The 13,453-nt window shown below is 64.6% G+C and carries 10 protein-coding genes; 6 read left to right on the top strand and 4 right to left on the bottom strand.

The genetic code is table 11. The features are described 5' to 3' along the window. Positions 1-85 precede the first annotated feature (85 nt). Complete coding sequence (locus tag DL240_RS01660) at positions 86-448, top strand: phage holin family protein (protein ID WP_111728114.1); 363 nt, start codon at positions 86-88, stop codon at positions 446-448. Between the two features lie 35 nt (positions 449-483). On the opposite strand, the gene DL240_RS01655 is transcribed toward DL240_RS01660, so the two are convergent. From DL240_RS01655 to DL240_RS01645, 3 genes are read right to left on the bottom strand one after another with little or no spacing between them, the layout of a single operon-like run. Next, entirely contained in the window at positions 484-1,068 is a 585-nt protein-coding gene (locus DL240_RS01655) for a hypothetical protein (RefSeq protein WP_111728113.1), read from the bottom strand. A 35-nt stretch (positions 1,069-1,103) separates the two neighbouring features. Continuing rightward, the gene (locus tag DL240_RS01650; protein ID WP_158542281.1) at positions 1,104-1,982 is read right to left on the bottom strand and encodes an ATP-grasp domain-containing protein; all 879 of its coding nucleotides are present in this window, start codon (positions 1,980-1,982) and stop codon (positions 1,104-1,106) included. Beyond that, on the bottom strand, positions 1,979-3,268 hold the full coding sequence (locus DL240_RS01645; RefSeq protein ID WP_158542280.1) for a serine/threonine-protein kinase: 1,290 nt from the start codon (positions 3,266-3,268) through the stop codon (positions 1,979-1,981). The genes DL240_RS01650 and DL240_RS01645 overlap by 4 nt, the downstream gene beginning before the upstream one ends. A 382-nt stretch (positions 3,269-3,650) precedes the next feature. Between DL240_RS01645 and DL240_RS01640 the strand changes: the two genes are divergently transcribed. The 5 genes from DL240_RS01640 to DL240_RS01620 all read left to right on the top strand — a co-directional run bounded on the left by DL240_RS01640 (position 3,651) and on the right by DL240_RS01620 (position 11,989). Next, positions 3,651-4,568, top strand: a complete 918-nt coding sequence (locus DL240_RS01640) for a response regulator (RefSeq protein ID WP_111728110.1) — start codon at positions 3,651-3,653, stop codon at positions 4,566-4,568. Positions 4,569-4,767: 199 nt separating this feature from the next. Continuing rightward, on the top strand, positions 4,768-7,563 hold the full coding sequence (locus DL240_RS01635; protein ID WP_199589698.1) for a valine--tRNA ligase: 2,796 nt from the start codon (positions 4,768-4,770) through the stop codon (positions 7,561-7,563). 33 nt (positions 7,564-7,596) lie between these two features. Next, positions 7,597-8,358 carry a M48 family metallopeptidase gene (locus DL240_RS01630; RefSeq protein ID WP_111728108.1) on the top strand — a complete coding sequence of 254 codons (762 nt, stop codon included), beginning with the start codon at positions 7,597-7,599 and terminating at the stop codon, positions 8,356-8,358. Between the two features lie 8 nt (positions 8,359-8,366). Next, positions 8,367-10,094, top strand: a complete 1,728-nt coding sequence (locus tag DL240_RS01625; protein WP_158542279.1) for a multiheme c-type cytochrome — start codon at positions 8,367-8,369, stop codon at positions 10,092-10,094. 194 nt (positions 10,095-10,288) lie between these two features. After that, entirely contained in the window at positions 10,289-11,989 is a 1,701-nt protein-coding gene (locus DL240_RS01620) for a hypothetical protein (RefSeq protein ID WP_146618040.1), read from the top strand. Positions 11,990-12,017: 28 nt separating this feature from the next. Here the strand turns inward: DL240_RS01620 and DL240_RS01615 are convergent, their stop codons facing one another. After that, positions 12,018-13,385 (bottom strand): sigma-54-dependent transcriptional regulator, encoded by a 1,368-nt coding sequence (locus tag DL240_RS01615; protein WP_111728105.1) that lies wholly within the window; start codon positions 13,383-13,385, stop codon positions 12,018-12,020. Positions 13,386-13,453: the final 68 nt, after the last annotated feature.

Below are 13,453 nucleotides of genomic sequence, written 5' to 3'. Positions count from 1 at the left end.
TCTTTGCCTCACCTGAGCGCTTTCGAGTATGTCGGATATTCGAGTCGCGATTCAGGCCACGTACTCGTAGTTGCGGAGGTTTGCGATGGGCATCTTACTCTCCTGGCTGGTCCTGACGATCGCGGTGTGGGTTACCGCGTTGCTCTTGCCCGGCTTTCGAATCAAAGGCTTTGGGAGCGCGATCTTTGTCGCGGCGCTCTTCGGTGTCCTCAACTTTTTGTTGGGGTGGCTCTTCTTCACGATCTTCGCCATCGGCACCCTGGGACTGGCGGTACTGCTGGCCTTTATCACCCGCTGGATCATCAACGCGATCATTCTAAAGATCGTCGACGGGATCACCGACAAGGTCACGATCGACAGCTTCGGCTGGGCGTTAGGGGCCGCGCTGGTCATGTCGGGCGCCGGCTCACTGGCAGAGTGGGGCCTGCGCGCCATCGGCGTGGGTTGAGGCGCCGGGCTGAGTGTTCGGCCAGGGCCGCGGGCTTATTCGAAGAGGGTGGGCTCGTAGCCGATGGTCAGGTGAGTAGGCCCCTGGCCGCCCTCGTCCCAGTTGGCAAAGAGACGGTATCGCTCCGAGGCCATCATCAGCGTGCCGCGACGGGGGAGGTCTTCGGTCAGGGGGCCGGCGACCTGCATAAAGCGCGCACGGACCAGACCGGCGCCGAGGTTGCGTGACTTCAACTCCAGCGTGGAGAGGCGGTTGTCGTTAAAGGGCCAGAAGCCTCCGCGAATCACCGTCTGGGTGCCGTCGTCATTCTCAATGACGCACCCGTGGAAGGACGCCTCTTTGTGGCGCCAGCCGCCCTCGAAGACCTCCAGCTTTCCGCAGATGCGCTCGAGTTCGGCCATGGCCGGGGCCTGCTCCATTCCCAGGTGCAGAGTTTCAAACTGATCGAAGCCAATGGCGCCGCCACGGGGCACAAAGACCTCGGGCTGGTCGCGGGTGTATTCGGCCACCTGGTCCTCGGTGAGAGAGGGGGCCCGGCGAGCGTTTTTGCAGGCGGTGCTCAGCGCGGGGAGCGCCAGAAGCAGGAGCATGGCGAGCTGGCGAGTGGGGAGTTGAGGCATGAGGATCTCGATGAGCGAGGGTGATGCGGGAAGGGTCAGGTGCGGGTCAGCGCGAGGGTCGCGCGGATGATCTTGCGAGCGATGTTTTTGCCGGTGGCGCCCTCGATGCCTTCGAGCCCTGGCGAGGCGTTGACCTCGATGATCAGCGGACCTTCGGCGCTGAGCAGGATATCGACGCCGGCCATCCCGAGCCCGAGGGCTTCGGCGGCACCAAGGGCGATGTCGCGCAGCTCGTCACTTAAGTCAATGGCCTGAGCGGTGCCTCCCCGGTGCAGGTTGGCCCGAAAGTCGCCCGGCGCTGCGCTGCGCTCCATGGCGCCGACCACTTCGCCGGCCACCACAAAGATGCGAAGATCGCGACCACGGCTCTCACCGATGTAGCGTTGCAGGAGCACCTCTTCTCCCAGTGACCAGAGCGTCTCCAGGGTGGAGCGCAGCGTCTCCAGGGTGTCGCAACGGATCACGCCCACGCCATGAGAGCCGCTGATGAGTTTTAAGATCACCGGCACGCCCCCCAGGGTGTCGACGATCTCTTCCAGACGCTCGGAGTTGTAGATGCTCACCGTCGGTGGGACCGGGAGGCCGGCCAGCGCCAGGTGCTGGATGGAGCGGAGTTTGTCGCGGCAGCGCTCGATCGCCGAACTGGAGTTGAGCGTTACGACGCCCCGCGACTGCAGCAGATCCAGGACTACGAGCCCGGCGCGGGTCTGGGAGGCGCCAAAGCGCGGGACCACCGCGTCGAAGCCTTCCATGCGCAGGCCCTCGGTGCTGAGCACGGTGCCTTTAAGATCGACGCCGGTGGTGCAGCGGCGCGGATGCAGAAAGCGCACATCGTGACCGTCTTTACGAGCGGCCTCCCACAGGCGTCGGGTGGAGTAGAGGTTGCGATTGGTCGAGATCAGCGCAAGCTTCACCGGGGGCCTCCCGAACTCAGCACGAAAAAGAGCGCGAGCACACATAAAAAGGTCAGAATTGCCACCGCAATAAAGGCGAGCGCGCCGAACTTCGCGCGTCGCCCGGGGGCTCGGGGAGAAGGCTCCGAGGATGCGGGGCGCAGCGGTCCACTGGCGAGCGCGGCTTGCTGGCGACGGGCTCTCAGTACGTCGTAATCAATGTCGAGCGACTCCCACTGGCTGGTCTCGGCAATCTCCAGGGGGTCGAGTGAGGGGGCCGGCTCTGCCAGGGGCTCGCCAGGGGAAGCGGCGCCGGCCCGGGGGAGTGCATCCTCGCGAAAGAGAGCGGCGGCCGGCGCCTCCATTGAGCGGGTGGGGGCGTCGGCGTCGTCCTGCGGCACGCCCGATGTCAGGGCAGGAACCAGGGGCGCGATGTCGCCCACCTGGCTGGCCAGCGCGTCGAGGGCTTCCTGCGTCGTTTGAAAACGCCGGGAGGGGGATTTCTCCAGGGCCTTATCAAGCCAGGGGCGCCAGATTTCGGGGACCGCTGAGAGGTCGAAGGGGCGGGGGAACACCAGCTCGTGCATCAGTTCTGCGCGCGTGGTGCCCTTGATCAAGCCCTGGCCGGTGAGTGCTTCGTAGAGCACCAGCCCCACGCAGAAGAGGTCTGCGCTGGGCTCGAGGGGATCGCCCACGATCATCTCGGGGGCGGCATAGCGGGAGGTGCCCACAAAGCTGTTGACGCGGGTCTTGACCAGCGTGACGCCCTCGTCGGTCTCCGCGTTCAGCGAGGTCGACGCTTTAGCGATGCCGAAATCCACCAGTTTGACGTGTTCCTGGCCCTCGGGATCGGTGCTGATGAGGATGTTTTCGGGCTTTAAGTCGCGGTGCAAAATGCCCATGTGATGAGCCGCATCGAGCGCGCTTAAGAGCTGGGCGCCGATGCGCAGCACCTGCGTGTCGGGCAGGGGGGCCTGGTCGGCGATGAGCGCGTCCAGGCCCATACCCTCGACGCGTTCCATGACCAGGTACTCCCCATAGGGTACCGCCACGCCCACATCGAAGACCCGGACGATGTGCGGGTGATCGATGGCGCGCAAAAACTCGGCTTCCTGGCGCATCCGTTCGACGGCGCGCGGATCGTTGGCCGCGGCCTCATGATGCAGGATCTTCACGGCGACCATGCCGCCGGCCTGGTTGTCGCGGGCGGCATACACCTCGCCATAACCGCCGGCACCGAGGCGTGTCTCGATGATGTAACGGCTCGCCAGTAGGGTGCCGGGACTCAGAGCTTGAGGGGGAGTCATCGCAGACCAGGCGATTCGGTCGAGGGGGCAAGGTGCGCCCCCGGAAGTCAAGGGGGCTATGATGACCCCGGCGCGCGCACCAGGCAAGCCCGATTGTCGGTGTCGGGTGCGAAGGGGCGTTCCCGTGGCGCCGGTGGTCGCGCTCGGGGGAGGGGGCCGCCTTGACCCCCGTTGTCGGCACATGATACCGATTCTCTCAGTTGACGCTCCCCTGTACCTTTCCGGGTCGTCGCCTCGCCGCCCGGCGGCGGCGTTCAGACCATAGCCCCCAAAAGTACGGGAGGCCACAGCTCTTTACTGGCGTCCCTTACACGACCGTAGTAAGAAAGAGACTCGTCCGGGCGAAAGTCCGCGAGTTTTCAGCGTTCTGGAAGGAGTTTGCATGAGCCAGACGGTCCTCGTCGCCGATGACAGCCGCACGATCCGCAAAGTGGTCCAGATGGCGCTTAAAGCCTCGACCTATGAGGTCGTGGGTGTCGGCAGCGCGCGCGAAGCTGTGGAGGCGGCTCAGCAGCGCCCCTCGGTGATCTTGCTCGACTACTACATGCCTGACGGTAGCGGTTACGACGTCTGCCGCGCGCTCAAGAATAATACGGCCACCAGTGCCATTCCGGTGATCATGCTGGGAGGCGGCTACAAGAGCTTCGACGCTCAGATGGCCCGCGATTGCGGTGCTTCTGAGGTGGTGATGAAGCCCTTTAAAACCGATGACCTGATCAAGGCCATCGAGCAGGTCGTGCGGGAGCCCGGAGCGATCCCGGCTCCTCCGCGCCAGGCGATGCCGCCGCAGGCTCCGCCGGTGCGGCCGGCCGGTGCCGGAGTGTTCGGCTCGGCGGGCGATGCCACGCCAATGCCGCCGATGCGTCCGCAACCGGCCGTGGGCAGCCAGCCGCGCATCCCCTCGTCGACGCCTCCGCGTACGCCTTCGGGCAGCCAGCCGCGCATCCCCTCGGGAAGCCAACCGCGGATCGCCACGCCGGACATCAACGCCTCGTCGCGCCAGCCCCTGGCCAATACCCCGATGCCCGGGGGCGCTGCCGGAGGTTCCGGAGCCAGTGTGCTGCCGATGGGACGCGCCGAGATCGAAAACTTCATCCGCGAGGAAGTCAAAAACGCGGTGCGAGATGAGCTCCCCGGTCTGCTGCGCAACGTGATGGGCGAGGTCTTCCAGCAGAAGGTGCTCCCGAAACTTCTGCAGCATAGCGATGATAAGATTCAGCAATCGCTTGATGCCCAGCTCACCGAACGGGTCACCCGCCAGGTGCGCATGGAGCTGGAGCGCCTGCTCAGCGAAGAGTGAGCGCATCGCCCCGCTGAGGCACCTTTTTTAAGAGCCCGGGACTTTATCGCCCCGGGCTCTTTTTTTATGTCTGCGCCCCATTCCTGCGGAGTTCCGGGCTGCCTTGCGCCTTGCTGGCGGCCCGGGCTGCGATTAAGAAGGAGGGGCTAAAAGTTGCTCGACGATGATACCGACGTCTTAAACACAGTGAGTGCGCTTCATGAAAGTCGATGAGATCTACGATCCGACACGGGTGGAATCCAACTGGTACGAGTTCTGGACCGAGAAGGGATTCTTTAAGGCAGACGCCAACAGCGAGAAGCCGCCCTACACGATCATGATCCCCCCGCCCAATGTCACCGGTAGCCTGCACATGGGCCACGCGCTCTTTGTGACGCTTCAGGATATGTTGATCCGCTGGAAGCGCATGGACGGCTACGAAGCGCTCTGGCTTCCGGGCACCGATCACGCCGGCATCGCCACCCAGGTGATGGTGGAGCGCCAGCTGGCGGCCGAGGGGACGGACCGCCATGAGCTGGGCCGGGAGGCCTTCATTGAGCGGGTCTGGGAGTGGAAGCGCGAGCACGGTGGACGCATCATCGATCAGCTCAAGCATCTGGGGGCCTCCTGTGATTGGGAGCGGGAGCGCTTCACGCTGGATGAGGGGCTGAGTCGCGCGGTGCGGGAGGCCTTTGTCACGCTCTATGAGGAGGGGCTGATCTACCGCGCGGAGCGTATGGTCGACTGGGATCCGGTCGGTCAAACGGTGCTCTCCGACCTGGAGGTCGATCGCGAGGAGGAAGCCGGCAAGTTCTGGTACATGCGCTACCCGCTGGCCGACGGCTCCGGCGAGATCGTGGTGGGGACGACTCGCCCCGAGACCATGCTGGGCGACACCGCGGTGGCGGTGCACCCGGAGGATGAGCGTTACAAAGACATGATCGGCAAGATGATCGATCTGCCCATCGTGGGGCGCCAGATCCCGATCATTGCCGATACCGAGCTGCCCGATCCCGAGAAGGGCACCGGCGCGGTGAAGGTCACCCCGGCCCACGACCCCAATGACTTTGAGTGCGGCAAGCGTCACAATCTGGAGTTGATCCAGGTGATCGGGTTCGACGCGAAGATGATCGCGCCGGCTCCTGAGGCCTTTGTCGGGCTGGACCGCTATGAGGCGCGTAAGCTCGTGATCGCGCGCTTTGAGGAGCTGGGGCTGCTGGAGAAGATCGAGGACCGCCCCTTTGCGCCCGGCCGCAGCGAGCGCACCGGCGTGATCGTCGAACCGCTCCCGATGCTGCAGTGGTTTGTGAAGGGCAAGCCGCTGGCTGACCCGGCGATTGAAGCCGTGGAGAGCGGGCAGACCGAGATCATCCCCGAGGTCTGGAAGAAGACCTACGACCACTTCATGTACAACATTCGCGACTGGTGCATCAGCCGCCAGCTGTGGTGGGGCCACCAGATTCCGGCCTGGTACTGCCAGGAGTGCGACGAGGTCATCGTCACCCGCGAAGACCCCACCGAGTGTAGCGCCTGCGGCAGCACCCATATCAAGCGCGATGAAGACGTACTCGATACCTGGTTCTCCAGCGCGCTGTGGCCCTTCTCCACGCTGGGCTGGCCGGAGAAGACCCCGGAGCTTGAGAAGTTCTACACCACGCAGGTGCTGGAGACCGGCTTCGATATCCTCTTCTTCTGGGTAGCCCGCATGATGATGATGGGCATTCACTTCATGGGTGAGGTGCCCTTTGAGAAGGTCTTCTTGCACGCGATGGTGCGCGACGCCGCCGGGCGCAAGATGTCGAAGACTGCCGGCAACGTCATCGACCCCCTGCATATGATCTACGGGGCCCAGGCCGAAGACCTCGATCCGAACATCCACGCCGAGTTGCTGCGTCAGTATCCCGAGGGCGTCGACGCCCAGGGCGCCGATGCGCTGCGCTACACCCTGGCGATTTATGCCGCTCAGGGCCGCGATGTGAAACTCGACATCAAGCGCATCGAAGGCTACCGGGCCTTCTTGAACAAGCTGTGGAACGGTGCACGCTTCGGCCTGATGAACCTCAAAGACTTTGAGGCCGCGCCTTACGCCACCTACCAGAGCGAGTCGGATGCGCTGCCCTTTGACGTCGAGGCCATCTCCACGGCCGATAAGTGGATTCTGGCTCGTCTCAACGACACCGTGGCCACGGTGCAGTCGGCCATGGAAGGGTTCCGCTTTAACGAGGCTGCTCAGGAACTCTACCACTTTGTCTGGCATGCCTTCTGCGACTGGTACATCGAGCTTATCAAGCCCACGCTTTATGTGGATGCGCCGGAACTCGCCGGTCAGCGGCGCGCCACCCAGGGCGTGCTCACCTACACGCTCGACACGATCTTGCGTCTAATGCACCCGATCGCGCCCTACATCACCGAGGACATCTGGCAGTCGCTCCCGCGCGGCGAAGATGCGCCGGAGAGCGTGATGATCGCCAGCTGGCCGACGGTGCGCCCGGCGTTGAGTTTTGCCGGGGAGCGCGAAGCGATGGAGACGCTCATTGAGCTCATCACCGCGATTCGCACTATCCGTGGAGAGACCAACGTCAAGCCGAGCCAGACCATTGAGGAGGCGTTCTTCGTGACCGAAGACGCCGCTCAGGCCGCGATCATTGAGGCCGGCGCGGCCTACATTCAGCGTCAGGCCAAGGTCGAGCGCGTCAGTGTGGTGGGACGCGAGAAGGGCGATGCGCTCAGCGGCGCGGCCACCGCGGTGGCCGCCGGCGTGGATATTCGCATCCCGCTGGCCGGACTGATCGACATCGATGAAGAGCGTGCCCGCCTGACCAAAGAGCTTGAGCGGGTGCGAGACGATATTGCCTTCGTCTCCAAAAAGCTCGGGAACGAGAAGTTCGTGGCGAAGGCGCCGGAGGCGATCGTGGCCAAGGAACGGCAGAAGCTCGCGGCATACGAAGAGGAGCAGGCCACGTTGGAGAAGGGCCTGGCCGAGTTGGAAGCGCTGGCCGCCTCGAGCAACGCCTGATTTCCCCCCGCCGCCGGCCCCGCGAGTACAAGGATGTCTCAGCAGAACCTGTGGAAGGATAAGAAAGGACCGCGCCCGCGCCACGGGCAGCTCGTGCTTGGCGAGCTGCCCGCCGGCCTGCGTCTGTCTGTGCCCGAGGCCCAGGCGCTTCATCGGGCGATGGAGGAGCGCCTGGGCGCGGTCGTCCTCATCTTAACCGACAACCGCCGGCGGATGGTCAGCGCCCGGCGCGTGGGCCAGCGCATTGAAATTCGGGCGCATCATATGTTTGTGGGGTGTGCGTCGGAGGTGGTCGACGCGCTGGCCACCCTGGCTCAACGCGCGCCCGGGGTCGAAGCCGCCCGCGCCTGCATCCGGGCCTACATCGCACAGAATCGCGATACGATTCGATTCGACGTCGATGAGGAACGCCTCCAGGCCCTGGGGGAGCATCATGATCTGCAGGCGATGCTCGATCGCTGGCGCGCGCGTTTTCCGGTCGAAGCGCTCAACGATATCGTGATCACCTGGGGCCGTTACGGGCGGGGCCGTCGCTCCATCCGGTTTGGGAGTTTTGACTTCGATCGGCGCTTGATTCGCATCCATCCGGTGCTCGATCAGGCCTGGGTGCCGGATTATTTTGTCGAGTTTGTGGTGTATCATGAGCTGCTGCACGCGCTCTTTCCTCCCCGGCAACTGGCGAACCGACGCGTGGTGCACACCCGCAGCTTTCGCGAGATGGAGGAGCGCTTTCCGCGCTACGCCGAGGCGATGGCCTGGGAACAACGTAACCTGCCCCGACTTCTGGAACGATGATGGCGATGATGAATCTTCAATGGCGCGGCGGCTCGCTGGGTCTGACGCTTCTGGTGATGACCCTGGCGCTGGGCGCCTGTGAGCGCGATACCTCGCCGGCGGCGGAGACGGATACTCAGGCCGCCTCGCCAGTGCCGGAGGAGGAGACGATCACCGAGAAGGAGGCGCCGGCGGAGCTGCTCAAGCCTCAAGATCTGGGGCCGGAAGCGCCGGCGATCTACTTTACCGCCGGGCTCGACGGCTACACCGAGCCCTGTGGATGCACCGCCGACATCCTGTTGGGGGGCATCGACCGGATCACTGCCTTTGTGGATGAAGCGAAAAAGCTGCACCCGCAGGCGCTGATGATCGACGCCGGCGACTGGCTCTTTGAGCACGAGACGATCGAGGCGCATATGGAGCCGCAGGAGCGCGCCAAGGCGGCGGTGCTGGCGGCGGCCCACCGCAAGATGGGCACCCGTTTCTCGGTGCCCGGGCCCCGAGATCTGGCGCTGGGGGTGGACGTCTACCGAGAGATGATGGAAGCCGCCGGGATGACGCCGCTCTCGGCCAACCTCACGCTTAAGGGGCAGGCGCTCCAGGCCAGCGATGTTGCAGATCTGGGGGACTGGACCGTGGCCTTTGTCGGGCTGACCCAGCCCGCGCTGGTCGATGAGATCGCGGGAGTGGAGGCCAGCGACGATGCCGCTGCGCTGCGCCGTGTGCTCGAGGGACTGGATCCGGAGGTGGACGCTCGCGTGCTGGTCTATCAGGGCTCGGCCGAGCGTGCCGAGGAGCTGGCAGCGCAGGCCGGGGTCGATTTTGTGATCCGGGGGCACAACCCCGAGGAGCGGGTCGACGCGGTGGCACTTGATGCCGATACCTACCTGCTGGAGGCTTACGACCAGGGGCGCTATGTGGGGCGTCTCAAGCTCTATGGCGCCGGTGACGAAGGGGCCTTTGTCGATGCCCGGGCGGCCAGCAGCGAGGCGCGCGCGGCGTTGCGCACCCAGATGGAGCACGTCGAAGGAAACCTGCGCCTGCTCGACGTGCGCACCGGCGGCGAGGAGACACCCCTGCGCACGCGTCTCAGCGAGCGGGTTCAAGGGCTGAAAGATGAGCTCAGCCGTCTGGAGCGTGAAGGCTTTGACGTGCCCGAACAGGGTCGCGCTTTTATCTTCGAGGCCGTCGACATGCAGCCAGGCTACCGGCTGGATGATGCCATTAAGAAGGCGCGCGAGGACTACAACGCCAACCTGGCCGAGCTCAACGCGAAGGTCGAACGCGAGGTGCCCCCGGTGGAAGAAGGGCAGGCCTTTTACATCGGCACGGCTCAATGCGCCACCTGCCACGTGGAGGCGCACGCGTTCTGGGAGGGGACTGCGCACGCCGGGGCAGTGGCCACGTTGGAGGAGCGTGACAAGGCCTTTGACCAGAGTTGCATCGGCTGTCACGTGGTCGGCTGGGAGCAGCCCGGTGGCAGCGTGCTGGGCAAGATCACCTACGAGGCCGAACTCGCCGGTCAGACCTACACCAAAGATCTGAACAACGTGGGCTGTGAGAGCTGCCACGGTCCGGGTTCCAACCACCGGATGCAGCCCCTGGATGCCAGCGGGACTCCCCAGCATATTCTCCGAAAACCCACCGCCGAGGCCTGCGCGACCTGCCATGTCGATGAGCATTCTCCGCGCTTTGATTTTGACGTGTACGTACGTCAGATCACCGGCGAAGGACATGCCTATTCTGACGAGCGCTGATCGGCTGGAAAGCTCTTGCACCGCGCCCCCTGATTGTGGGATTTTTCGGGGGTGTCTCGCAGGTCGAAGTTGGCTCTGAGCCCTGTCCTGGGAGCGACGCGATTGCTCGCGTGCTCTGGTCGGCTGGCGTCATCTGGCGCTCGCGCTTTGCAGCCGAGAGTTCACCTCGGCTCAACCCCTTGCCCGGGATGGGGATGGCAATGCTGAAGCAACTCTTCAAACGATTTCGTACCACCGGCGACCCCGCCAGGGACATCGATCACCCGCATCTGCAGGCGATGAGCGAAGCCCCCCCGGGGCGATCCTACCTGGATTTCTTGCTGGAACTGGTGCGCCCGACCCTGGCCAGGCGTCTGGGCGAGTATCCCGACAGCGACCCGGTCCTGGAGCTCGCGGCGGCGACGCTTGCCGAGATGTTCCCCGAGCGTTTTATGCCCCTGGAGGGAGCGCTTCGCGACGCCCATACCCCGGTGCATTCGCCGCCGCCTCCACCGGGCGCCGGTCCGCGCTCCGAGCCGCCGCTGCCTCCGGTTCCTGGTGCGGAAAGGGTGCTCGATGAAGATTCGGATGCCTTTGAGACGCTCGATGAGAGCTCGGTGGTCGCCGAGGCCGCCGTGGAAGAGGAGGCCGCCGAGACCTTTGAGACGCTCGATGAGAGCTCGGTGGTCGGCGAGGTCGTACTGAAGGAAGAGAGCGCTGCGCTGGAGAGCGAGGGCACGTTAAGCGTTGAGGATGATGGGGAGGCGGCGCCGGCCGGCTTTGTCAGCGCTCTGGACGATACCGCGGAATTTGAGCCCCCACCGCTGCGTGGGGCTGCTGCACAGTGGCCGGTGTCGCTCCATGATCCGGAGCTCTTGCACGGGGCACGCGTGTTGCTGGCGGTGCTTCTGGATAATGATCGCCTCCCGGTGCCCCAGCAACTCTCGGTGGCCGAGCTGCTGGTGGCCGCGGACCTCTGGACCCAGCTTCTGGCTCAGACCCAGGGGGTGGAGCAGCGCGTCGAGCCCCTGGCCAGGCTGGTGGAGCAGAAGTTCGCCGACGGCAACTTCGGGCAGGTGAAATTGCTCCTGCGTCTGTTCCCGGCCAACCCGGAGACGCGGATCTCCAACGACCGTCAGATCTTCTATGAAGATATGATCCTGCGCATGGGCATTCATCGTCGCCAGCCGCTGCAGAGCACGACGGTGGAGGAGCTTCGCGGTGGGTTCCGCGGCCTGGCGCTTGATGCGCGGGCCAAAGCCCCGCAGATCTTCGAAGAGCTGCGCACTCGGGCCGGCCTGACGATGCATCTGTACACCCGGGAGCCCGATGAAGTGGCACCCTGGCGTGAACTCGCCAGGGGCAGCGAGCTCCCCGGCGGCGCGAACTACCTGCTGGGCCTGGTGCCGCCGCGGCGCTGGCGTCCGGTCGTCGGGCGAGGGCCGCGCCCGTTGCAGGACCTGCTCCAGGATCACCTGGTCAAGCCGATGGCCCGCGATCATCTGATCTTGCAGCTGAAGGCGGCCTACTTTGTGCTGCGCGCCGTGGGTGATACCGGCCTGGAGGGCTACCTGGATGACTTCTTTAACTTCTCACGTGACGTGTGCCAGGTGGAGGCTGAGCGCTTGATGCCCGAGATCTACCGCCGCACGTTGGGAAGTGCCGAGACGATCGGGGGAATCTTTCTGGAGATGTACACGCGCCACTACCAGGACGCGATCGAAGCGCGGATGGACGCGTTGGATGAGGAGGCGCGGGCAAGCGCCTTTGCCCGGGCGATGGAGGGGATCGCCGAGAGCGATCTGGGGGCGCAGGCGCCTGGCGAGTTCAACCTGGGGGCCTTTGTGCTCGACGCGCACCTGGGTATGCGTTTTTCGCGGCCCGACTTTGGCTTTAAGCTCTATCGCCTGAGTTAAAGCGAGCCGGGGGGCGCCGCCGGAGGGCTCAGGCCTCGATGGCGTAGTCTTTGAGTTTGTAGAGCAGGGCGCGGTGGCTGATCTCAAGCAGCCGCGCAGCCGCACTGCGGTTGCCCTCGGTGCGTTTTAGCGCCCGGATGATCAGCTCACGCTCCAGTCTGGCGGAGAGCTTCTTGATGGAGAGTTCATCCTCGGCGAGCACCTGCTGCAGTGGCGTCTGAGCCTGACGAAGATGTGCCGGAAGATCGTCGATGGCGAGGCGCGCGCCGGCGCAGAGGACCACCCCGCGCTCGATCACGTTGTGGAGCTCCCGCACATTGCCGGGCCAGCTGTAGCGCGTCAGCACCTCCAGAGCCTCGTCGTGCACGCCCTCGATGGCGGTGCCCTGGCGTTGGTTTTGCTCCTCGATGAAATGGCGTACCAGCAGCGGGATGTCGCCCGGACGTTGACGCAAGGTCGGGAGCTCCAACGCAATCACGTGGATGCGGTAGTAGAGGTCTTCTCGAAAAAGGCCCTCGTCCACGCGTTTTTTGAGGTCGTGGAGCGTGGCCGCGACGATGCGCACGTCGACCGGCCGGCTGGTCGTATCGCCTACCCGACGGACCTCGCCCTCCTGAAGCACCCGCAGCAATTTGACCTGGAGAGCCAGCGGAAGCTCGGCGATTTCATCGAGAAAGAGCGTGCCGCCGCTGGCCGCCTGAAAGAGCCCGTCGTGATCGGTGGTCGCATCGGTGAACGCGCCGCGCACATGGCCGAAGAGCTCACTTTCGAGCAGGGCTTCGGGGATGGCCCCACAGTTGATAGCCACAAAAGGTCCCGGGCGGCGTGGAGAGAGCTCATGAATGGCCCGCGCGGCCAGCTCCTTGCCCGTGCCTGATTCGCCGGTGATGAGCACCGTGGACTTAAAGGAGGCCACCCGCTCCAGGGTGGCAAAGATCGCCTGCATGGGGTCGGACTGGCCGATGAGGCGGTCTAGCCCCTGACGCCGGGAGACCCGGGCGCGCAGCGCCCGGTTCTCGGCGCGCAGACGCAGGCGCTCAGCGGCCTTGGCCAGCGTGAGCACGATTTCGTCACGGGTAAAGGGCTTGTCGATGTAGTCGTAGGCGCCGCGTTTGAGCGCTTCAATCGCCAACTCTCGGCTGCCGAATGCGCTCATCATAATGACCGTGGCGTCGATGTTTCGCGCCTTGAGCTCGTCGAGCAGCTCCAGCCCGCCGAGTTTGGGCATGCGCACATCGCATAAGACCAGATCGTAGGTGTTGGCGATGAGTTCTTTAAGGCCATCTTCGCCGTTGTCGACCGCACGCAACGAGCAACCTTCTTTGCGCAAGGTCATCGAGAGCATGTGTCGGATGCTCTCTTCATCGTCGATGATCAAGACGCGCAATTCGTTCATGGGGAGCTCATGCCGGGGGCCGACGTCGGGAGGACCAGATCAGAAGATAGAGGGCGGCCGGCAAGGCG

This window comes from Lujinxingia litoralis (assembly GCF_003260125.1).
In the GTDB taxonomy this organism is placed as follows: domain Bacteria; phylum Myxococcota_A; class Bradymonadia; order Bradymonadales; family Bradymonadaceae; genus Lujinxingia; species Lujinxingia litoralis.
This window is presented reverse-complemented; position numbering and strand designations above follow the sequence as displayed.